The sequence below is a fragment of the Leclercia sp. UBA7405 genome (genome assembly GCF_037152215.1).
GTDB classification, from domain to species: domain Bacteria; phylum Pseudomonadota; class Gammaproteobacteria; order Enterobacterales; family Enterobacteriaceae; genus Enterobacter; species Enterobacter pneumoniae.
Map to the genome: position 1 here is coordinate 211,811 of NZ_JBBCMR010000002.1, position 21,720 is coordinate 233,530.

16 protein-coding genes are annotated in these 21,720 nt (G+C 55.3%); 6 read left to right on the forward strand and 10 right to left on the reverse strand.

What is annotated here, in order from left to right; genetic code table 11:
• Positions 1-43: 43 nt before the first annotated feature.
• On the reverse strand, positions 44-1,981 hold the full coding sequence (gene sltY, locus WFN75_RS13300; RefSeq protein ID WP_336996308.1) for a murein transglycosylase: 1,938 nt from the start codon (positions 1,979-1,981) through the stop codon (positions 44-46).
• 219 nt (positions 1,982-2,200) lie between these two features.
• On the opposite strand from sltY, the gene ettA reads away from it, so the two are divergent.
• Positions 2,201-3,868: an energy-dependent translational throttle protein EttA gene (ettA, locus tag WFN75_RS13305; protein ID WP_040077264.1), complete on the forward strand. Its 1,668-nt coding sequence runs from the start codon at positions 2,201-2,203 to the stop codon at positions 3,866-3,868.
• A 76-nt stretch (positions 3,869-3,944) separates the two neighbouring features.
• Here ettA and WFN75_RS13310 read toward each other — a convergent pair whose 3' ends face one another.
• Positions 3,945-4,844 (reverse strand): LysR family transcriptional regulator, encoded by a 900-nt coding sequence (locus tag WFN75_RS13310; RefSeq protein ID WP_040077265.1) that lies wholly within the window; start codon positions 4,842-4,844, stop codon positions 3,945-3,947.
• A 108-nt stretch (positions 4,845-4,952) separates the two neighbouring features.
• On the opposite strand from WFN75_RS13310, the gene WFN75_RS13315 reads away from it, so the two are divergent.
• Positions 4,953-5,954, forward strand: a complete 1,002-nt coding sequence (locus WFN75_RS13315) for a zinc-binding alcohol dehydrogenase family protein (protein WP_336996309.1) — start codon at positions 4,953-4,955, stop codon at positions 5,952-5,954.
• Positions 5,955-6,088: 134 nt separating this feature from the next.
• Here WFN75_RS13315 and nadR read toward each other — a convergent pair whose 3' ends face one another.
• From nadR to serB, 3 genes are read right to left on the reverse strand one after another with little or no spacing between them, the layout of a single operon-like run.
• On the reverse strand, positions 6,089-7,321 hold the full coding sequence (nadR, locus tag WFN75_RS13320) for a multifunctional transcriptional regulator/nicotinamide-nucleotide adenylyltransferase/ribosylnicotinamide kinase NadR (protein ID WP_040077267.1): 1,233 nt from the start codon (positions 7,319-7,321) through the stop codon (positions 6,089-6,091).
• Positions 7,322-7,356: 35 nt separating this feature from the next.
• Positions 7,357-8,739 carry a DNA repair protein RadA gene (radA, locus tag WFN75_RS13325; RefSeq protein WP_046885038.1) on the reverse strand — a complete coding sequence of 461 codons (1,383 nt, stop codon included), beginning with the start codon at positions 8,737-8,739 and terminating at the stop codon, positions 7,357-7,359.
• Between the two features lie 11 nt (positions 8,740-8,750).
• Positions 8,751-9,719 (reverse strand): phosphoserine phosphatase, encoded by a 969-nt coding sequence (serB, locus tag WFN75_RS13330; protein ID WP_207292957.1) that lies wholly within the window; start codon positions 9,717-9,719, stop codon positions 8,751-8,753.
• A gap of 118 nt (positions 9,720-9,837) precedes the next feature.
• On the opposite strand from serB, the gene WFN75_RS13335 reads away from it, so the two are divergent.
• Together WFN75_RS13335 and lplA are read left to right on the forward strand one after the other, a co-directional pair.
• The gene (locus tag WFN75_RS13335) at positions 9,838-10,482 is read left to right on the forward strand and encodes a YtjB family periplasmic protein (RefSeq protein WP_040077271.1); all 645 of its coding nucleotides are present in this window, start codon (positions 9,838-9,840) and stop codon (positions 10,480-10,482) included.
• A 38-nt stretch (positions 10,483-10,520) separates the two neighbouring features.
• Complete coding sequence (gene lplA / locus WFN75_RS13340; protein WP_040077273.1) at positions 10,521-11,537, forward strand: lipoate--protein ligase LplA; 1,017 nt, start codon at positions 10,521-10,523, stop codon at positions 11,535-11,537.
• Positions 11,538-11,596: 59 nt separating this feature from the next.
• On the opposite strand, the gene deoD is transcribed toward lplA, so the two are convergent.
• From deoD to WFN75_RS13365, 5 genes are all read right to left on the reverse strand, one after another.
• Entirely contained in the window at positions 11,597-12,316 is a 720-nt protein-coding gene (gene deoD / locus WFN75_RS13345) for a purine-nucleoside phosphorylase (protein WP_040077274.1), read from the reverse strand.
• A 130-nt stretch (positions 12,317-12,446) separates the two neighbouring features.
• Positions 12,447-13,670: a phosphopentomutase gene (gene deoB / locus WFN75_RS13350; RefSeq protein WP_040077275.1), complete on the reverse strand. Its 1,224-nt coding sequence runs from the start codon at positions 13,668-13,670 to the stop codon at positions 12,447-12,449.
• Positions 13,671-13,723: 53 nt separating this feature from the next.
• Positions 13,724-15,046 (reverse strand): thymidine phosphorylase, encoded by a 1,323-nt coding sequence (deoA, locus tag WFN75_RS13355; RefSeq protein ID WP_336996310.1) that lies wholly within the window; start codon positions 15,044-15,046, stop codon positions 13,724-13,726.
• Positions 15,047-15,100: 54 nt separating this feature from the next.
• Positions 15,101-15,880: a deoxyribose-phosphate aldolase gene (gene deoC, locus WFN75_RS13360; RefSeq protein ID WP_040077277.1), complete on the reverse strand. Its 780-nt coding sequence runs from the start codon at positions 15,878-15,880 to the stop codon at positions 15,101-15,103.
• Positions 15,881-17,022: 1,142 nt separating this feature from the next.
• On the reverse strand, positions 17,023-18,246 hold the full coding sequence (locus WFN75_RS13365; RefSeq protein WP_336996311.1) for an anaerobic sulfatase maturase: 1,224 nt from the start codon (positions 18,244-18,246) through the stop codon (positions 17,023-17,025).
• Between the two features lie 156 nt (positions 18,247-18,402).
• Here WFN75_RS13365 and WFN75_RS13370 point away from each other — a divergent pair, with 156 nt between their 5' ends.
• Both WFN75_RS13370 and WFN75_RS13375 read left to right on the forward strand, forming a co-directional pair.
• Entirely contained in the window at positions 18,403-19,944 is a 1,542-nt protein-coding gene (locus tag WFN75_RS13370; RefSeq protein ID WP_212477306.1) for a PTS transporter subunit EIIC, read from the forward strand.
• A 14-nt stretch (positions 19,945-19,958) separates the two neighbouring features.
• A complete protein-coding gene (locus WFN75_RS13375) occupies positions 19,959-21,719 on the forward strand; it encodes a sulfatase (RefSeq protein WP_207292953.1) in 1,761 nt (586 codons plus the stop codon).
• Position 21,720: the final 1 nt, after the last annotated feature.

Here is a 21,720-nt window from a genome sequence, read left to right on the forward strand (position 1 = left end):
TTGTACTCTTAAACGAGTACAAGCATAACATAACCCACAGCGATCAGTAACGTCGCTGCCACTCACTCTCACTCAACAGGGTATCTTTCTGCCCCATGAAGTGACGATAGTAGGCATCATAAGCCAGCACGTTTTTCACATAGCCTCGGGTTTCAGAGAACGGAATGCTTTCAACGAAGGCGACCGCGTCAATACGCCCCGCGCTGTTATTCAGCCAGGTGCGTACGCGTCCAGGACCGGCATTATAGGCCGCTGAGGCGAAGATACGGTTGTTACCAAACTGCTCATAAACATGCTGCAGATAGCTGGTGCCGATATTGATATTCATCTCCGGCTCCAACAGTTGCGCAGAGCTACTGTAACCCGGGATATTAAACATCTTCACCGTATGCGTCGCCGTGGCGGGCATCACCTGCATCAGGCCACTGGCACCTACCGGCGAACGTACTTTTGGATTCCAGGCGCTCTCCTGGCGGGCGATCGCCATCGCGTAGCTCTGTGGGATCGCTTTGCCAGTGACGTAGTGCGCAAAGAGATCGTTATAGGCCAGCGGGAAACGCTCCTCGAGATGATCCCACAGCTTGCCGGCGATCGTGGCCTGCACGCTAAGATCCCACCAGTGATTGTTAAAGGCATAGCGGGCCAGCTGCGCTTTTTCATCCTGGGTACGGCTGGTCACCAGATTGGCCCACTCACTGCGCGCGGTATTATCCAGGTTCCAGTACATTAACTCGCGTACGCGCGCCATCTCTGGCCCCTGCACCAGCGCCGGGTCGATCGTTGTCGGCGCTTTATCGATCTTGTAGGTGTACTCTTCACCAAGACGCTGAGCGGAGATCATCGGATAGAAACCGCGCTGCTGCATCAGGGAATGCAGGATCGTCTTCGCCTCTTCCTCCCGGCCACGCTCCAGCAGCAGATCGGCCTGCCAATAACGCCACTCGTCTTTCTCTTTCGCATCCATTGGCAGACGCGCCAGCCAGGTATTCAATCCCCGGCGATCGCCGCTTCCCAGCGCCATACGGACACGGCGCTCCACCAGCGAGGTAGAGTTCGAGCGCATGATGGCATCATCACGCCAACGTGCCTGTTCATCGGTAACATCATTGCCCATCAAACGCCAGGCGACGATGTCCCGTAGCGCTTGCGTCTGCTCCTCGTTGAGCTGCTGTGCCTCTGCCAGCGACGGGATCATCAGGCGGGCGTTTTCCGCATCCTCCCGCGCCACGCTGGTGAAGGCCACCTCCGCCATCTGACGCGTGAAATCGGTCGCGCCGGTCGTGCGGGCAAAATCCATCACCGTGTCTGGATTGTTCGCTAACTGGATAACCGCAGAGGAGATAGTTTGATACTCCGACGGCATCTGCCCGGCAAGGGTGGTCACCAGACGGGTGTTGCCAGCTTTCATTGCCAGGCGAATGCGTTCGAGCCAGGCCAGCGGATCTTGTTTGCCGGAGGCACGCCAGGCGCCGAAGAGGGAATCACAGGCGTTTGGCTGGCTTTTTCCGGACAGCCACAGCGCTTTCGCTCCTGCCCAGGCCTCGTCCTGCTGACCGGTAACCCATTTGGCGTAGTAGTAGTTGCACTGTGCTTCTGTGGTGCCCGGTTTTTCCGGGCTGAAAGCCAACAATCCGCGCCAGTCTTCCCGGCGCGCCAGTTCATTCACAAAACGTGACTGCAGGGTACGCGCAGGCGGCAACGTTGGGTTGGCCTGGATGAAATTGGCGACGGCGACGGTCGGCTGGTTCATCAAATCGTCAGTCAGCTGACGATATTCCAGGTAGGGGTACAGCGGATAGTCTTTGAGGCTGGGCATCAGCGCCTGGACGGTGTCCATCTGGCGGCTGTCCCAGGCCTGCTTGATCTGCGCATAGCGGTTACGTTGTTCATCCAGTGAATCGGCGCGAGCCACGTGGTTTATCGTCATCACGCATACGCTGGCAGCCAGCAGACGCCAGACCACCTGTTTGGCTTTTTCCACAAGCTCTTCCTCTTGATTCATCATTAAATGCAGCATCTTGCCGCGTAAAAGCGTCACCCACTTATGCTAACCAGGCATCCGGCAGCGCGCCACGTTGCGGACACTTTTTTACCTTTTCTGCGCGTTTTAACACTCCAGGCGTCAGTGGCTGGGATTAGGGCGGGAAAAAGGCTACACTTCGCAGCTATTCTCATCACGATAAAAGAGGCGAAGTCCAACGTGGCTCAATTCGTTTATACCATGCATCGTGTCGGCAAAGTCGTACCGCCGAAACGTCATATTCTCAAAAATATCTCGCTGAGCTTCTTCCCGGGCGCGAAAATCGGGGTTCTGGGTCTCAACGGTGCCGGTAAGTCCACCCTGCTGCGCATCATGGCCGGCATCGATACAGACATCGAAGGCGAAGCCCGTCCGCAGCCTGGCATCAAGATCGGCTACCTGCCGCAGGAGCCGCAGCTGAACCCGGAACACACCGTACGTGAATCCGTGGAAGAGGCGGTTGCCGAAGTGGTTAACGCTCTCAAAGGGCTGGACGAGGTGTACGCAAAATACGCCGAGCCCGATGCGGACTTCGACAAGCTGGCTGCTCAGCAGGGCAAGTACGAAGAGATCATTCAGGCGCACGACGGCCATAACCTGAACGTGCAGCTGGAGCGCGCGGCAGATGCCCTGCGTCTGCCAGACTGGGATGCGAAGGTCGAGAAGCTTTCCGGTGGTGAACGCCGCCGCGTGGCGCTGTGCCGCCTGCTGCTGGAAAAACCAGACATGCTGCTGCTCGACGAACCAACTAACCACCTGGATGCAGAATCCGTGGCCTGGCTGGAACGCTTCCTGCACGACTTCGAAGGTACCGTCGTGGCCATTACCCACGACCGTTACTTCCTCGACAACGTGGCGGGCTGGATCCTGGAGCTGGACCGTGGCGAAGGTATTCCATGGGAAGGTAACTACTCCTCCTGGCTGGAGCAGAAAGACCAGCGTCTGGCGCAGGAAGCCTCTGCTGAAGCGGCGCGTCGCAAGTCTATCGAGAAAGAGCTGGAGTGGGTGCGTCAGGGTGCGAAGGGCCGTCAGTCTAAGGGCAAAGCCCGTCTGGCACGCTTCGAAGAGCTGAACAACACCGAATACCAGAAACGTAACGAAACCAACGAACTCTTTATTCCGCCTGGAGCACGTCTGGGGGATAAAGTGGTGGAAGTCAGCAACCTGCGTAAATCCTACGGCGACCGCCTGCTGATTGACGATCTGAGCTTCTCCGTGCCGAAAGGGGCGATCGTCGGCATCATCGGTCCGAACGGCGCGGGTAAATCCACCCTGTTCCGCATGATGTCCGGTCAGGAACAGCCTGACAGCGGCTCTATCACCCTGGGTGAGACCGTGAAGCTGGCCTCCGTTGACCAGTTCCGTGACGCGATGGATAACAGTAAAACCGTGTGGGAGGAAGTCTCCGGCGGTCTGGATATCATGCGTATCGGCAACACCGAGATGCCAAGCCGCGCCTACGTTGGCCGCTTTAACTTCAAAGGCACCGACCAGGGTAAACGCGTGGGCGAGCTCTCCGGTGGTGAACGTGGTCGTCTGCACCTGGCGAAACTGCTGCAGGTAGGCGGAAACGTGCTGCTGCTCGATGAACCGACCAACGACCTGGATATCGAAACCCTGCGCGCGCTGGAAAACGCCCTGCTGGAGTTCCCGGGCTGCGCGATGGTTATCTCGCACGACCGTTGGTTCCTCGACCGTATCGCGACCCACATTCTGGACTACCAGGACGAGGGTAAAGTGGAATTCTTCGAAGGTAACTTCACCGAATACGAAGAGTACAAGAAACGCACGCTGGGCGCTGATGCGCTGGAGCCAAAGCGTATCAAGTACAAGCGTATCGCGAAATAAAAGCAAAACGGCAACTTCGGTTGCCGTTTTTTATATTTGTTCCGGCTCCCCGTGGGAAGGGCATCAGGCCGTCTTTTCACACTCCCACGTAAAACCGCTTCACCTCATCAAACTGCATTGCAAACTCGATATAACTCATTAGCGCAGGCGAGTTCAGTTTGCGGCTCGGATAGGCCAGCCACAGGTCGTTCCCCTCGACGTTCCACTCCGGCAGCACTTTTACCAGCGCCCCTGTCTCAATCTTATCTTCCAGCAGGAACGCGGGGAGCAGCGTGATCCCGGCCCCGGCGATAGCACACTCCCGGGCGTAGACCAGGTTATCGGTCAGATGGGCATTATCCGGCAGATAGCGGTAATCCTCGCTCTCGCTTTGCAGCAACCACTCTGACCAGGCTTTATGAGTAATACAGCGGTGCTCTACAAGCAGGCTGGGATGGGTGAGCGGAGCCCGGCTCGCCAGATAGTCCGGCGAGGCCAGCATGTAACGAGGACAGTGGCCAATCATGCGGCCAATCAGGGAGGAGTCCTGCGGCTTGCCGGTGCGCAACGCGACGTCAAAGCCCGACTCAACCAAATCCACCACGTCATCAGAGATGGACACATCCAGCGAAACGTCCGGATAGCGGCGCTGAAATTCGGCATTCAAATGGGCCAGCAACGTCGCGCCGAGACCCGCCGGGCAGGTGATGCGCAGTCGCCCACTGGGGTTATCCCGTAGCCGCTGAATGGCATACTCGGCGCGTTCACTGGCGGCAAGCATCTCCCGACAGTGAATCAGGTAATGCTCCCCGGCAAACGTCAGATTGAGTTTGCGGGTCGTTCGGTTGAGCAGGCGGATCCCTACCTGCTGCTCGAGCTGGCTAATGCGCTGACTGACGCTCGACTTCGGCAGACCCGCCTTTAGCGCAGCCGAGGTAAAGCTGCCCAACTCCGCTACCAGCGCAAAGAGCGCCATATCCTGCAGCTGTTTAAACATGATTGTTCACCTTATGCGAACACTTCGTTCTTGATTGTCCATCTTATCACGCAACTGATGGCTTAATAGACTAGCCTCAACACAGCGCATTCCAATGAGGAGAACACCATGTCAGTTAAAGCCATTGCCGTTAACCCAGCGAACCCCGCCGCTTTTATTGAAATCACCCCGCCAATGCCGCAGCCGGGTGAGCACGATCTCCTGGTTGAAGTGAAGGCCGTCTCCATTAACCCGGTCGATACCAAAGTCCATGCCTGGATAGCTAAAAACGGCCTACAGGAACCGCGTATTCTCGGCTGGGATGCCAGCGGCATAGTCAAAGCCGCAGGAAGCGCCGTCACGGGTTTTAAAGAAGGTGATGAGGTCTGGTATGCCGGCGATATTACCCGTCCAGGCAGCAACACTACGCACCAGCTGATTGATGCACGCATTGTTGGCCATAAACCCACCCGCCTCGACTGGGCCGCTGCTGCCGCCCTGCCCCTGACGGCGCTCACCGCCTGGGAGGGACTGTTTGAACGACTCAACGTACAGGATGCCGACGCGGATAAAACCCTGCTGATTATCGGTGGCGCGGGCGGGGTCGGCTCGCTGGCGATCCCGTTTGCGAAGCACAACAGCAAGGTGAAGGTGATTGCCACCGCATCGCGTGAGGATTCCGCGCAGTGGTGTCGGGATCGCGGTGCGGATATGGTCGTGAACTACCGCGATCTAAAAGGTGAGCTGGCGAAACAGGGGATTAACTTCGTCGATTACATCTTTATTCTTAATGATACCGATGGCCACTGGGATGCAGTCAGTGAGCTGATTGCGCCGCAGGGGCATATCTGTACCATCGTTGAGAACGCGCATCCGTTGAATCAGGACAAGCTGAAGTCCAAATCCGCTGCTCTGCACTGGGAGTTTATGTATACCCGCAGCATGTACCAGACCGCAGATATGGCACGTCAGGGCGAGATTTTAAACGCAGTGGCGAAGCTGGTGGATGAAGGTGTGGTGGAGAGTTCCCTCAGCGAGACGCTGCATGGTCTGAACGTAGAGAGCATCACCGAGGCGCACCGTAAAGTGCTGGAAGGGCATATGCGCGGAAAAGTGGTTGTGGCGTATTGAGCGGTCTGCTGCCCTAACCCTCTCCCAGAGGGAGAGGGAGGTGATAGGCTACTCACCCTGTAAGCGAAGGTGAAAAGACAACTCTGAACGATCCCCTCTCCCTGTGGGAGAGGGTTAGGGTGAGGGGTGGCAATCTACCCCTGCTCTCCCATCATCGCCTTCACCAGCTCTACGCAGCGCAGGAAACGGGTGTCGTAATCCGACGCTTCAACGTGCACAAACTCAACGTTATTCTCGTTAAGCATCTCCACCAGCATGGTCTGGAACTCTTTCCTGTCCACGGAACTGCCGAGGCTACGCATACCGTCTGCAACCCACGGCGTGTTGTTCTCCAGCAGGATCACCAGGTCGAAGCGATACTCATCAATCAGCGCCTGTACGAACGGGTGCTCGCGCCCTTCGTACTTTTTACAGAACGCCTGAGTAGTAACGAAATCGGTATCGATGAAAGCGACCTTATTGGCATATTTCACCGCGAAATCAATGTACTGGGCATGCCCAAGCGCAATTTTATCGTAATCGGAATACTGCAGCGCCATCTCGTCACCGCCCAGATGTGAGAAGACGTAATCCCGCCCGTACTCCCATGCGCTGGTAGTGTTAAAGATGTTTGCCAGCTTGTTCACCAGCGTCGATTTACCGCTCGACTCACCGCCCAGAATCGCTACGGTACGCACGAAGAACGGCTTAACCTCGGTGGGAATGTACTCCCAGTAGCGGAACGGGTTTTCGCGGATCTGCGCGCCGCTGATGTTCATGAACGTCCGTTTAGGATCAATAAGCACCGTTTCGGTTCCCAGATGCTGCAGATACTGGGATGCGTCAGACTCTTCAGAGGTGTAGATCGAATTAGGCTGAATCCCCTTCTCTTCCATAAACGCCCGGATGCCATTACTCCAGACGTCCCAGCCGTGGGGATACGGCTCCATCCCCTCTTCGTTGAAAGCGTGGATGCGGATATTTTTTTGATACTTAAAGGTCTGCAGCAGCCAGCGCAGACGATCCGACACCGTCGGCTGCTGGGACATCGCACTCGCCTCAAACAGCTCACGGTCGCGTTTATCGTCGTAGCCCATGATGATGTGCAGCTCATCCACCTGGCTACAGGCGCGCTGAATCAGATAGATATGGCCCGTATGCAGGGGGTAAAACTTGCCGAACACCACCCCGATGTTCTTCTGAAGGCGCGGGAATTCGAGCCCCAGAAAACGGTGTAGCGCTTCAAGTTTTTGCGCACTGGGGCTTTTGATTTTGGCGTTAAGCAGTTGGCTTAGATAGCCTTTGGTCATGCCGCTGGCTTCCGCCACCTGCTGTAACGTACAGCCCTTCTGGCGAATCGCGGTCTTGATATAGTCAAATGACGACATAAATTACGGTGCCTCCTGCAACATCGAATGCATAATTATAAGTCGTCAAAAACACTTAACGCATCAGAGAGTTTTTTAACCGGGAAGACTTTCATCCCTTCAGGCAATTTTTTCGGTACGTTGGCTGCCGGCACAATGGCCCGACGGAAGCCATGTTTTGCAGCCTCGGAGATACGCTCCTGGCCGCTCGGTACGGGGCGAATCTCCCCGGCCAGACCCACTTCACCAAAGACCACCAGATCCTGCGGCAGCGGCCTGTCGCGCAGGCTCGAGACCATCGCCAGCAACAATGCCAGGTCAGCGCTGGTCTCAGTGACCTTCACGCCGCCCACGACATTGACAAAGACATCCTGATCCGCCATCTGCAAGCCACCGTGACGGTGCAGCACCGCCAGCAGAATGGCCAGGCGGTTTTGCTCAAGCCCCACCGCCACGCGGCGCGGGTTGCCCATCATGGAGTGATCCACCAGCGCCTGAATCTCCACCAGCAGCGGACGGGTCCCTTCCCAGACCACCATTACCGAACTGCCAGAGGTTACTTCATCGCCGCGGCTTAAGAAGATGGCCGACGGGTTGCTCACTTCACGCAGCCCCTGTTCGGTCATGGCAAAGACCCCCAGCTCGTTGACCGCGCCAAAGCGGTTTTTATGGCTGCGCAGAGTACGGAAACGGGAATCGGCGTCGCCATCCAGCAGTACCGAACAGTCGATACAGTGCTCAAGCACTTTTGGCCCGGCCAGCGAGCCATCTTTGGTCACGTGGCCCACCATCACAATGGCCACACCCCGCGTTTTGGCAAAGCGCGTCAGGTAGGCTGCGGTTTCACGCACCTGGGCCACGCTGCCCGGCGAGGACTGGACATCGGCCATGTGCATCACCTGAATGGAGTCGATCACCATCAGCTTAGGCTGCTCTTCATCGGCGATCATGCAGATCTGCTCGATGCTGGTTTCCGACAGCATGTTCAGGTTGCCGGTGGGCAGACCCAGACGGTGGGCGCGCATTGCCACCTGCTGCAGCGACTCTTCCCCGGTGACGTACAGGGTTTTCATCTGTTCGCTCAGTTTGCACAGCGTCTGTAACAGCAGCGTGGATTTCCCGGCGCCCGGGTTTCCGCCAATCAGAATGGCGCTTCCCGGCACAACGCCGCCGCCCAGGACGCGGTCAAACTCTTTGAAACCGGTAGAGAAACGCGGCAGCGCTTCCAGGCTGATTTCAGACAGCTTCTGGACCTTCGAAACGCCCGCATTACCCGCATAGCCCGTCAGGCGCTCGTTGCGGGCAACGGTTGGCGAAGCGGCCACACGCACTTCGGTGATGGTGTTCCAGGCATGACAGGCGCTGCACTGCCCCTGCCAGCGCGGATAATCCGCACCACATTCATTACAGACAAATGCGCGTTTTGGAGCTTTCGCCACGGTTTACCTCGTTATTTCTGATTCAGGCTACCGGAGAGGATGCAGAACACCCCCATCAGGTCAGCATGACGGATAGTCACTTCCGTCTTTTCATTAACTTTCGGCTTGGCATGGTATGCCACGCCCAGCCCTGCCGCTTTAATCATTGGCAGATCGTTCGCGCCGTCGCCGATAGCCACGGTTTGCTCGAAGGGTATGGCGTATTTCTCTGCCAGACTCAGCAAGGTGTTCGCTTTGTACTGGGCATCCACGATATCGCCGATCACCTGGCCGGTGAGTTTACCGTCCCGGATCTCCAGTTCGTTCGCGACCACCGCGTCAAGCCGCAGTTTATCGCGCAGATAGTCAGCGAAGAAGGTAAAGCCGCCAGAAGCGATAGCTACTTTCCAGCCGAGCGTCTCCAGCTTGAGCACTAACTGCGTCAACCCTGGCATCAGCGGCAGCGTTTCACGCACCTGCATCAGGATATTGGCATCGGCATCTTTCAGGGTGGCTACGCGCTGTTTCAGGCTGGCGGTAAAGTCCAGCTCACCGCGCATCGCGCGCTCAGTGACTTCTGCCACCATTTCGCCGGTCCCCGCCAGTTTGGCGATCTCGTCGATACACTCAATCTGGATAGCCGTTGAATCCATATCCATCACCAGCAGGCCCGGCGTTTTCAGATGCGGGATTTTCCCCAGCGGCGCAACGTCCATCCCGGCATCATGTGCCAGGCGCGTGGCGCGCTGCGTTAAGGAGCCCGCCAGACGGATGACCTGATAATCTTCTACGCACCAGGCCGCAACGATAACCATCGCCGCGCCCAGCTTGCGCTGATATTTCGTCAGTTGCTGTTTATCCAGGCCGCGTCCGTACAGCAGCCAGCCGCTACGGCCAGCATGGTAATCCAGTGGCATTACCTCATCGCCACTGAGAGAGAGCGGCAATCCTGGCCAGAGAGAGACATCATTAGGCAGGTCGCACCAGGTAATGTTTGGCATTAAAGCTCCTGTAAAATCGTTCGCGCCGGGAATCATCCAGGGGGAAAATAACGCATGAGGCTACCTTGTAACCATCACTTCTGGCAACATTAAGCCGAAAATTTTCAGCAGGTGGAATATGGCTCGCGCAAAACTGAAATTCCGGCTTCACCGTGCCGTGATCGTCCTCTCCTGTCTCGCCCTGTTAGTGGCGTTGATGCAGGGAGCGTCGTGGTTCAGCCAGAACCACCAACGACAACGGAATCCCCAGCTTGAAGAGCTGGCCCGCACGCTGGCGCGACAGGTTTCACTGAATGTCGCCCCGATGATGCGTACCGAAACGCCCGATGAAAAACGTATCAGCCAGGTGTTGCGGGTGTTAACCGAAGAGAGCCGCATCCTGGATGCCAGCATTTACGACGAATCTGGCGAACTGGTTGCCCGCTCCGGCGAGCACGTCGAGGTGCGTGACCGACTGGCGCTGGATGGCAAAAAAGCGGGCGGATATTTTAACCAGCAGATTGTTGAGCCGATCCAGGGGAAAAACGGTCCGCTGGGTTACCTGCGCCTGACCCTCGATACCCACACGCTGGCAACCGAGGCCAAGCAGGTGGATAACACCACTAACATTCTGCGCCTGATGTTGCTGCTGTCGCTGGCAATCGGCGTGGTGCTGACGCGAACCCTGTTGCAAGGGAAACGTACCCGCTGGCAACAATCGCCCTTCCTGCTGACCGCCAGTAAATCGGTGCCGGAAGAGGAAGAGAGCGAAAAGAAAGAGTAGTGGTACAGTTGACTCCCCTTTCAGAAAAGGAAATCTGCATGTCTACATTACGCCTGCTTATCTCAGATTCATACGATCCCTGGTTTAACCTTGCGGTGGAAGAGTGCATCTTCCGCCAGATGCCCGCCACCCAGCGCGTGCTGTTCCTGTGGCGTAACGCCGATACGGTGGTCATTGGTCGGGCGCAAAACCCCTGGAAGGAGTGCAACACCCGGCGCATGGAAGAGGACAACGTGCGCCTGGCGCGCCGGAGCAGCGGCGGCGGCGCGGTGTTTCACGACCTGGGTAACACCTGCTTTACCTTTATGGCGGGTAAACCGGAGTATGACAAAACGATCTCGACCGCCATCGTGCTCAATGCGCTCAATTCGCTGGGCGTGACAGCAGAAGCCTCGGGTCGTAACGATCTGGTGGTGAAAACCGCGGAGGGCGACCGAAAAGTGTCCGGCTCTGCCTACCGGGAGACCAAAGATCGGGGCTTCCACCACGGCACGCTGCTATTGAATGCCGATCTGAGCCGTCTGGCAAATTACCTCAATCCGGACAAGAAAAAGCTACAGGCTAAGGGGATTACCTCGGTGCGTGGCCGCGTGGCGAATCTGGTGGAGCTACTGCCGGGGATCACTCATCAGCAGATTTGCGACGCCGTGCGCGAGGCGTTTTTCGCCTATTACGGCGAGCGCGTGGAAGCAGAGGTGATCTCACCAGACAAAACGCCGGATCTGCCCAATTTCGCTGAGACTTTTGCGCGCCAGAGCAGCTGGGAGTGGAATTTCGGCCAGGCGCCGGCATTCTCACATCTGCTGGATGAGCGCTTTACCTGGGGCGGCGTAGAGCTGCATTTCGATGTTGAAAAAGGGCATATCACCCGCACGCAGGTCTTTACCGATAGCCTGAATCCGGCCCCGCTGGAAGCATTGGCGGCGCGTTTACAGGGCTGTCTGTACCGGGCCGATATCCTGCAGCAGGCGTGCGATGCGTTGTTAGGGGATTTCCCGGAGCAAGAGAAAGAGTTGCGGGAGTTATCGACGTGGATTGCGAGGGCAGTACGGTAACGGGCGGTCTGATAACCGCATTCCAGCCCTCTCCCAAAGGGAGAGGGAGGACGAGATGATTAGGCTTTATCGCCCAGCAGAACGGATTCCAGCGCGATTTTAATCATGTCATTAAAGGTGGTCTGACGCTCAGCGGCAGTGGTCTGCTCGTGGGTACGGATGTGGTCAGACACGGTGCAGATGGTCAGCGCTTTTGCACCAAACTCAGCCGCGACGCCGTAGATGCCCGCCGCTTCCATTTCCACGCCCAGAATGCCGTACTTCTCCATCACGTCGAACATTTCACCGTCCGGAGAGTAGAACAGGTCTGCGGAGAAGATGTTGCCCACGCGCGCATCCACGCCCAGGTTTTTCGCCGCGTCTACCGCGTTACGCACCATATCGAAGTCCGCGATAGCGGCAAAGTCGTGATCTTTGAAACGCATACGGTTGACTTTGGAGTCGGTGCAGGCACCCATACCGATCACGATATCGCGCAGCTTAACGTCCATACGCACTGCGCCGCAGGAGCCCACACGGATGATCTTCTTCACGCCGAAATCGGTGATCAGCTCTTTGGTGTAGATGGAGCAGGATGGGATGCCCATACCGTGACCCATAACAGAGATTTTGCGGCCCTTGTAAGTACCGGTGAAGCCCAGCATGCCGCGAACGTTGTTCACTTCACGCACATCTTCCAGGAAAGTTTCAGCAATGTGTTTAGCGCGCAGCGGGTCGCCCGGCATCAATACGACGTCAGCGAAATCACCCATTTCTGCATTAATGTGAGGAGTTGCCATCTTTCAGTTCCTTTTCATTGAGATTTTCCCTCTCCCTGTAGGAGAGGGTTGGGGTGAGGGCATCAGACCGCACCCTTGTTTATTATGTGAGAGGGCCGGGGTGCCGGCATCAGGCCGCCCCCCTGTCACATCAGAACATGGCCTTGCCATATTCCATGTCGGACGTACCAAAGTATTTCGCGATGGTCTGGCCAATATCCGCGAAAGTTTCACGGTGTCCCAGAGAGCCTGGTTTCACTTTCGGGCCGTACACCAACACCGGAATGTGCTCACGGGTGTGGTCGGTACCGGTCCAGGTCGGGTCACAGCCGTGGTCGGCGGTCAGGATCAGAATGTCGTCCTCACCCACCAGCTCCATCAGCTCAGGCAGACGACGGTCGAATAACTCCAGCCCACCGGCGTAGCCTGCAACGTCGCGACGGTGGCCCCAGGAGGAGTCAAAGTCTACGAAGTTAGTGAAGACAATGGTTTTATCGCCCGCCTCTTTCATCTCTTTGATGGTGGCATCAAACAGCGCGTCCAGACCGGTGGCTTTCACTTTTTTGGTGATGCCGCAGTTGGCGTAGATATCCGCGATTTTACCCACGGAAACCACCTGGCCGTCTTTCTCGTCGACCAGTTTTTGCAGCACGGTCGGTGCCGGTGGCTCAACGGCCAGATCGTGACGGTTGCCGGTACGCTGGAAGTTACCCGCTTTGTCGCCGATAAACGGACGCGCGATGACGCGGCCAATGTTGTAGCCGCCTTCGGTCAGCTCTTCTCGGGCGATTTCGCACAGCTCGTAAAGTTTATCCAGGCCAAACGTCTCTTCGTGGCAGGCAATCTGGAACACGGAGTCAGCGGAGGTATAGAAAATCGGCTTACCGGTTTTCATATGCTCTTCGCCAAGCTGGTCCAGAATCACGGTACCGGAGGAGTGGCAGTTACCGAGGTAACCCGGCAGGTTAGCGCGCTTAACCAGTTTATCCAGCAGCTCCTGCGGGAAGCTGTTTTCGTGATCGGAGAAATAGCCCCAGTCGAACAGAACTGGCACACCGGCGATTTCCCAGTGGCCTGACGGGGTATCTTTACCGGAAGAGAGCTCGTGCGCCCAGGCGTAGGCGCCCACCACTTCCGCGTTACCGTCCATACCGGCGGCGATTTTACCCGTCGCGCCTTCGTGGGCCTTCACCAGGCCCAGGCGGGTCAGGTTTGGCAGAGTCAGAGGGCCTTTACGACCGTTGTCCGCTTCGCCTTTTGCGCAGGCTTCAGCGATGTGACCCAGGGTATCGGAACCCACGTCACCAAAACGTTCTGCATCTTCGGTTGCGCCGATGCCGAATGAGTCCAGCACCATAATAAATGCACGTTTCATAATTGTTCTCCGTACGTAGTGCTTCAAAAATGAGTGATCAGATCAGTATACCGCTATTCAGTGACACGGCGATAGACCGTCGGCGTGGTTTCCGGCGCTTTATCGTCAAGGGAAATTGCCGCTTTCACCGCCTTCGCCGCTTCCTGCCAGCTGGCTTCATCTTTCGCGTGGATCACTGCCAGCGGACGCTGTCCGTCAACGCTGTCACCCAGGCGGGCCATGTCGGTGAAACCTACGCTGTAATCAATAGTGTCCGAGGCCTGACGGCGACCGCCACCCATCGAGACGACCGCCATGCCAAGCGCGCGGGTGTCCATCGCTGAGACGAAGCCTTCGGTATCCGCATACACGGCTTTGCTGAGCGTCGCCGTCGGCAGGTATTTGGCATAGTTTTCGACGAAGTCGGTTGGCCCTTTTTGCGCGGCAACCATCCGGCCAAAGATCTCGGCCGCTTTGCCGTTGTCCAGCACCGCCTGCAGCTTCGCCCGCGCCTCTGTATCGTCTTTAGCAAGCTTGCCGGAGATTAACATCTCGACGCACAGCGCCATGGTCACGTCGAGCAGACGTGAGTTACGGTACTCTCCGGTCAGGAACTGCACCGCTTCACGCACTTCGACGGCGTTACCCGCGCTGGAGGCCAGCACCTGGTTCATATCGGTCAGCAGTGCCGTGGTGCGCACGCCCGCGCCGTTGGAGACGCCAACGATCGCTTCGGCAAGCGCTTCAGAGAGCTCATAGGTTGGCATAAAGGCGCCGCTACCCACCTTCACGTCCATCACCAGCGCATCCAGCCCTTCCGCCAGCTTTTTCGCCAGAATAGAGGCGGTAATCAGCGGGATGGAGTCCACGGTGGCGGTGATGTCGCGGGTGGCGTAGAAACGCTTGTCCGCTGGCGCAAGCGAACTGGTCTGGCCGATAATCGCCACGCCAACGTCTTTAATAATATCGCGGAAGCGATTGTCATCCGGGAAGATATCGAAGCCTGGAATGGCTTCCAGTTTGTCGAGCGTACCGCCGGTATGACCCAGGCCACGCCCGGAGATCATCGGGATGTAACCGCCGCAGGCTGCCACCATCGGGCCCAGCATCAGGGAGGTGACGTCACCGACTCCGCCAGTGGAATGTTTATCGACGATCGGGCCGTTAAGGTTAAGGCTTTTCCAGTCCAGCACCGTTCCTGAATCCCGCATCGCCATGGTCAGCGACACGCGCTCAGGCATAGACATATCGTGGAAGAAGATGGTCATCGCGAGAGCGGCAATCTGCCCTTCAGAGATGGTGTTATCGCGAATGCCGTTGATAAAGAAGCGGATCTCTTCGTCGCTTAAGGCCTGACCATCACGTTTTTTACGAATAATTTCTTGTGCGAGAAACACGGTAACCTCCCGAAAATAGGCCGGGAGCGCAACGCGTCACCCGGCAATTCATACTTAGTAGCTGCTGGCGCTCTTACCATCGCCATGACCCAGCGCTTTCAGCAGGCTTGCCAGCAGGCTGGATGCGCCGAAACGGTAGTGACGGGAATCCGCCCACTCTGCGCCAAAGAGTTCATCGGCAATGGCGAGGAACTGCTGGGCGTCTTCTGCGGTACGCACGCCACCAGCCGGTTTGAAGCCGACGGTTTTTTCCACGCCCATGTCGCGGATCACTTCCATCATGATGCGCGCGCTTTCCGGGGTTGCGTTCACCGGCACTTTACCGGTAGAGGTTTTGATGAAATCGGCGCCCGCTTTGATCGCGATTTCAGACGCTTTACGAATCAGCGCCTCTTCTTTCAGCTCGCCGGTTTCGATGATCACTTTCAGCAGCACGTTTGCCGCGGCACAGGCCTCTTTACAGGCTTTCACCAGGTCAAAACCGACCTGCTCGTTGCCAGCAATCAGCGCGCGATACGGGAAGACCACATCCACTTCGTCAGCACCGTAGGCAATGGCAGCGCGGGTTTCGGCCAGCGCGATCTCAATGTCGTCGTTCCCGTGCGGGAAGTTGGTAACGGTCGCTATGCGAACTTCCGGCGTGCCCTGCTCTTTCAGCGTTTTACGCGCAATCGGGATAAAACGTGGATAGATACAGACGGCAGCGGTAGTCCCCACCGGGGTTTTGGCCTGATGACACAGGGCGATCACTTTTTCATTAGTGTCGTCGTCATTCAGGGTAGTCAGATCCATCAGTTTCAACGCGCGCAGGCTGCTTGCGGTTAAATCGGTCATATCAGTCTCCAACGGCTTTGCCGTAAAATTTCACCTTGCGGGTCTGTGAATATTCTAACATCCGCCCGCACATACACTTCGACATTCATCACAGTTAATGAAAACTGCATACAAATTTGCATTACTGTAATGAGATCCAGTTCAAACAATCTCACCCTGACGGCTGAGGACGACGTCAGGCAGACGCGTAGTTTTTAAAAACCAGCCGCCACACGCTCTCTCCAGGTGGCTCATGCCAGACAGTCAGATTAAGGATGCAGATATGCCCCTCATCCTATTCAGTGGCCTGCAATAACGTTGCCAGCTAAGTGTGACAAGCCTTCTATAACGGCCAAAATAGCTGGAACCGGAAGGAGGAAGCTTTGACTATGCCTTCTCGCGGCTCATTGGCTTTTAGCAGCCTCTTCCATCTAACATGCTGGTAAACGACGGCGAACAGAATGTTATAATTATAACACAAAAAACAATCTATCGTCGTCTTAAACCTTGTACCGTTCTGATGCTGTCGAAAGCTTTTATAGGCATGAAGATCGGTAGAGAAAACAGACCTTACATCAGAGAAAAAATACGGTAAGAAGCGGACACCCAGCCATTAACGTCCACTTTGACAGAAGATAATTATCGGCAGAACGCCGCGAATGTTTGACGACGGGATGCGGGCAACCATCTTTGTGTAGCCAGCAAACATGACACCCCTGATGTCGAAAAATGGTAAAATAGTCACAAAAAACACGCCAGTACCGTCATTTGTTACAACTCGCTGTCGTACGGCTGTTCTTTGCACCCTAAAATCACCGGTGCGCAGTGTTGATCTCTACGCACACGCTGGCTTTATTGATAATAGCGTTCTGGAAAAGGTGAGCGGCCCGACTGGCTATAAAATGAATGTTATGGAACCCGTCTCGCTGAGAGCAAGCGGGTAATATTCGGGACGCGTTGCCATGTAGTCGGGACGTTGAAGTAGTCGATGCCGTGTTACTGGTCGTTCGTGTTCGCAGGTGTAAAGAGACTGTTCCCGACGGGCTACACAAATGAAGGGGCTGTTATTTTATCCACAAAGGTGACCGACCCGGCACGTTAAAATAACCTCTTCCGTGACATTACAGAGATAAGAGTGAGACGCTCCTCTTCGTCAGAATTGATTATTTCGATATGGATTCAGAGGCGCTAATCGAATCAATAACCTGCATAACCCTGGCCGGTGGTTGCTGAGCTTTTATTTGATCAGCCATATACCGCATGTAAGGATCCATGTGGCTAAAAATGGCTTTATAGCCCGCGCAAAGATGATTGTGCCAACGCTCTCCACTCTTATGGATACGGTGTTTTGGGCAGCCGCCATGGCAGGCAAAGCGCCACTCACAACGCATACACTCTGCACTAACCTCTGTTTTTGCCAGACCAAATTTGCGCTGTTGTTTACTGGCGACCATCCTGGCCAGATTATCTCGCCTGACGTTTCCCAGCCGATGTTCAGGATAGACATAGTGGTCGCAGCTGTAGACATCACCGTTTTGCTCTACCACCAGACCGAACCCGCACGATGACTGCATGACACACAACGACGGTTTCTCTCCAAGCCAGGCAGCCAAAGCGCTGTCAAACATCTGAACGTACACCCGACCGACATCCTTTCGCACCCAGCGATCAAACACCCCCTTCATAAATTGTCCGTATTGTTCACCTGAGACCGACCACTCGGTGACAGAACCTTTGAGCGTCTGCGGATACAATAATTCACCATATTTTTTATCAACAGCGCGTTGTTCTACGGCAGGAATGAATTGAACAAATTCCGCTTTCAACTCCTGAGTCAGGAAATCGTAGATTTCTTGCGGGTGCTCGGCCGTTACATTGTTCACGACTGTGAGTACATTCACCTCAACACGATACTTTTGTAGCAGCCTCATAGCGCGTAGCACCTTATCAAAGACCGATTGCTGGCTGCGAGTCTTACGATACCGATCGTGTAGCCATGCCGGCCCGTCTATGGAGAGTCCCACCAGGAAGCGATTTCTCGCCAAAAATTCAGCCCACTGCTCGTCAATTAGCACGCCGTTAGTCTGAATACTGTTGGTAATGCGTTTCGTGCCAGCAAACTTTTTTTGCAATTCCAGAGCCTTTTGATAAAAGGCGATACCAGCAAGGGTGGGCTCCCCCCCCTGCCAGGTAAACTCTACTTCCGGGGCTGGGTTTGATTCGATGTACTGCCGGACATAAGCCTCCAGAGTGCTATCGTCCATATGACGGGCAGCTTTACGAGGTTTGAGTGTTCCCTCTTCTTTCTCCAGATAAAAACAGTAGTCGCAGGCGATATTGCACTGAAAACTAACTGACTTAGCCATAAGGTGAAAGGGTTTGTTCATACGCACTCCTGAAAATCACGCCGGGAAATTTAGTGACAGAGTTCACTGTTTTGCTGACGTGTTTTGACTTTGTACAAAAAGGATCGAAACATATATTTCTCAAAAACAAATATAACATGAAATATAAACTTCATAACACCAACATCAGGGGTCTTTATGAGCAAACTGTTTGCCGGAGCACAAAATCTGGGTAAATCGTTTATGCTGCCGATTGCTGTCCTGCCCGCGGCAGGCCTGCTTCTGGGGTTCGGCGGCGTTTTCACTAATCCGGTTACCATAGCTACCTATCCCGTACTGAACAGCGAGATTATTCAGGCGATCTTTACGGTCATGAAGCTATGCGGCAGCGTGGTCTTCGATAATCTGTCCCTGCTGTTTGCTGTAGGGATAGCCGTAGGTATGGCCCGAAGTGATAAAGGCACCGCCGGTCTTGCTGCAGTGCTGTGCTTTATCGTGATGAACAAGGCGATCAATGCCTCACTGTTACTGTCAGGCACACTGGCGACAGAGAATCTGGCGGCGGCAGGTCAGGCAAGCGTAATGGGTATCACGACCTTACAGACTGGGGTCATGGGAGGTATCCTGAGTGGGCTCCTGGCGTTCTGGGTGCAGAAACGCTTCGGGAAAACGCAGCTTCCTAATCTGCTGGCCTTCTTTAGCGGTTCACGTTTCGTCCCTATCGTAACCTCTTTCTTCGCCATCTTCCTCGGGGTGGCTCTTTTCTGGATCTGGCCGCATATTCAGATGGGCATTACCCACCTTGGCGGGCTGGTCGAAAAGACTGGCTACGTCGGTACACTCATCTACGGCATGATCCTCAAATGCCTCATTCCGCTTGGTCTGCATCACCTGTTTTATCTGCCTTTCTGGCTAACCAGCGTAGGTGGGGAACAAATGGTCAACGGGCAGCTAGTACAAGGCACGCAGAAAATCTTCTTTGCTCAGTTGGCCGATCCTTCTGTCACGCAATATTACATCGGCGTTTCACGCTTCATGGCGGGCCGCTTCGCCGACTTTATGTTTGGTTTACCGGGTGCAGCGCTGGCTATTTACCATTCCGCACGTCCAGAGAACAAAAAAAAGGTCGCCAGCCTGATGCTGTCTGCTGCGCTGACTGCCTTTGTCACCGGTATCACCGAGCCACTTGAATTTGCGTTCATGTTCTGTGCGCCACTGCTCTATGGCGTACATATTGTTCTGACCGGCGTGGCATTTATGTTGACGCATATCCTGCAAATTACCGTCGGTCAGACCTTCTCTGGTGGGCTCATTGACTTCCTGTTGTTTGGTGTACTGCAGGGCAATGCAAAGACAAACTGGGTACTGATGCTGCCGCTTGGGCTCGTCATGTTCTGTCTCTACTACTTCAGCTTCCGCGCGTTGATTAAGTGGTTACAGCTCAGAACGCCGGGCCGTGAAGAGGAATCGGAAGAGGAACAACCGGCATCCACGCTTGCCGGTAACGAGAGAGCTGAAGGCATCGTTCAGGCTTTAGGTGGACGTGAAAATATTGTGGATGTGGACTGCTGCGCTACGCGCCTGCGCATCACGGTAAAAGATCCGCAGCGGGTAACAGTAGAAGCCTTCAAACAGTTAGGTAGCCGTGGCGCCTTCGTCCGTGGAGAGGGGGTACAGGTAGTCTACGGCCCGCATGTAACCCTGATTAAGAATGAAGTAGAAGAGTTTATCGGTTCATAAAGAAGAGACGTCTTATGAAAGCTGTAATGTTAATGTTTGATACGTTGACGCGTAACCATCTCGCCCCCTATGGGGGCGATGCCATCACCCCTAACTTTACCCGGCTGGCAAACGAATCTGTACAGTTTGATAATTTCTACGTTGGCAGCATGCCTTGTATGCCTGCCCGGCGTGAACTCCACACTGGCCGTTACAATTTCCTTCATCGCAGCTGGGGTCCTATAGAGCCCTTCGATTTCTCGACGTTTCAGGCTTTGAAGCAGGCCGGTGTCCACACCCATATGGTAACCGACCACAAACATTACTGGCGTGATGGCGGCGCAACCTACCATACGCGTTATTCCACCTTTGAATTTATCCGGGGTCAGGAAGGCGATTGCTGGAAAGGTCAGGTTGAGAAACCGGCGATTAACTGGCAGGGCATGGAGGATGAAGAGACGCTTCGCCGCCGCAGTGGCCGAATGACTCAGGATCTTATCAATCGTGCCGCAATGCCCACGCAGGAAGAGCATTTCACGCATCGCACCATCAGCGCTGGCCTGGAGTTCCTCGATGTGAATCAGCACCAGGATAACTGGTTCCTGCAAATAGAGTGTTTCGATCCCCATGAGCCATTCTTTGTGCCCGAAAAATATCTCGCGCAGTACGGTTGCACGCCGGATGAGTTCGATGGCTGGGTGCCTTACTACTGCGGTTCGCCAGGCGGTAAAGACGACGATAAGGTCCGAAAATTTTACCAGGCGCTCATCACAATGTGTGATGACTACCTCGGGCAGGTGATGGATAAGCTTAAGGCGCTCAATCTCTGGGAAGATACCCTATTTATCGTCTGCACCGATCATGGCTTCCTGCTGGGTGAACACCAGTGGTGGGGCAAAAATATCATGCCGGTTTACAATGAAATCGCCAATACGCCGTTCTTTATACGCGATCCGCGCTGTAAGGCAGAGGGCGTACGCCGTAGCGCGCTGGCGCAAACCGTGGATATCCCGGCTACCCTGCTGGACTACTTTGACGTTACCCGTCCGCCATCTATGACCGGTAAACCTCTTCTTCCTGCCGTACAAGATGATACCCCGATCAGGGATTATGCAATGTTTGGCTATTTCGGTGGGCACATCAACATTACTGATGGCAATTACGTTTACATGCGATGCCCTCGCGAGGCCGGCAAGGAGAACCTGTACGAATATACCCTGATGCCAACGCGTATCGACAGCATGTTTAAAACTAGCGAACTCACTGATATCCGTATCCATCCCGGTTTCGATTTCACCCTGGGGGCTCAGGTCATGCAGATCCCTGCAACCTTTGGCTACCTTAACCCATGGCGTTTTGGAGATAAGTTCTTCGATCTGAAAAACGATCCCCGACAGATGCACTCTCTGCACGACGAGAAACGGACGCTTCAGTTTGCCAGCGCCATTGCTGAAGAGATGCGGCGTCATGACGCACCCTCTGAGCTTTACACGCGTTTTGAGTTAGACCCATTAATGCCTGAGCGAGAACGCGCCTTTGCCGAGCGCTGGGCAAAGCAGACCTTATGGACTGGCAAAGAGTATCGCTGTGAACATCATGGTGTGGAAGAAGCATTGCGCTTCATCCTTACTGCGGCAAAGGAACAGGGTCTGGCTGCCGAAGCCATACTCACCCATTTCCCGGCAGGGCATGTGTTGGTTGAACAGGATCTGTTTGCGCTCATAGATGCCTGCTTTACGGGCGATCGTCATAAGGCGCTGGTTTATCAGGCCCGGTTGCTGTTGAGGACGGAATAAC

What these genes read in the sequence shown, in the direction of transcription:
- WFN75_RS13310 (WP_040077265.1), bottom strand. Translation starts at nt 4,844, where the DNA reads ATGTTTAAACAGCTGCAGGATATGGCGCTCTTTGCGCTGGTAGCGGAG.
- WFN75_RS13315 (WP_336996309.1), top strand. Translation starts at nt 4,953, where the DNA reads ATGTCAGTTAAAGCCATTGCCGTTAACCCAGCGAACCCCGCCGCTTTT.
- nadR (WP_040077267.1), bottom strand. Translation starts at nt 7,321, where the DNA reads ATGTCGTCATTTGACTATATCAAGACCGCGATTCGCCAGAAGGGCTGT.
- serB (WP_207292957.1), bottom strand. Translation starts at nt 9,719, where the DNA reads ATGCCAAACATTACCTGGTGCGACCTGCCTAATGATGTCTCTCTCTGG.
- WFN75_RS13335 (WP_040077271.1), top strand. Translation starts at nt 9,838, where the DNA reads ATGGCTCGCGCAAAACTGAAATTCCGGCTTCACCGTGCCGTGATCGTC.
- lplA (WP_040077273.1), top strand. Translation starts at nt 10,521, where the DNA reads ATGTCTACATTACGCCTGCTTATCTCAGATTCATACGATCCCTGGTTT.
- deoD (WP_040077274.1), bottom strand. Translation starts at nt 12,316, where the DNA reads ATGGCAACTCCTCACATTAATGCAGAAATGGGTGATTTCGCTGACGTC.
- deoB (WP_040077275.1), bottom strand. Translation starts at nt 13,670, where the DNA reads ATGAAACGTGCATTTATTATGGTGCTGGACTCATTCGGCATCGGCGCA.
- deoC (WP_040077277.1), bottom strand. Translation starts at nt 15,880, where the DNA reads ATGACCGATTTAACCGCAAGCAGCCTGCGCGCGTTGAAACTGATGGAT.
- WFN75_RS13365 (WP_336996311.1), bottom strand. Translation starts at nt 18,246, where the DNA reads ATGAACAAACCCTTTCACCTTATGGCTAAGTCAGTTAGTTTTCAGTGC.
- WFN75_RS13370 (WP_212477306.1), top strand. Translation starts at nt 18,403, where the DNA reads ATGAGCAAACTGTTTGCCGGAGCACAAAATCTGGGTAAATCGTTTATG.
- WFN75_RS13375 (WP_207292953.1), top strand. Translation starts at nt 19,959, where the DNA reads ATGAAAGCTGTAATGTTAATGTTTGATACGTTGACGCGTAACCATCTC.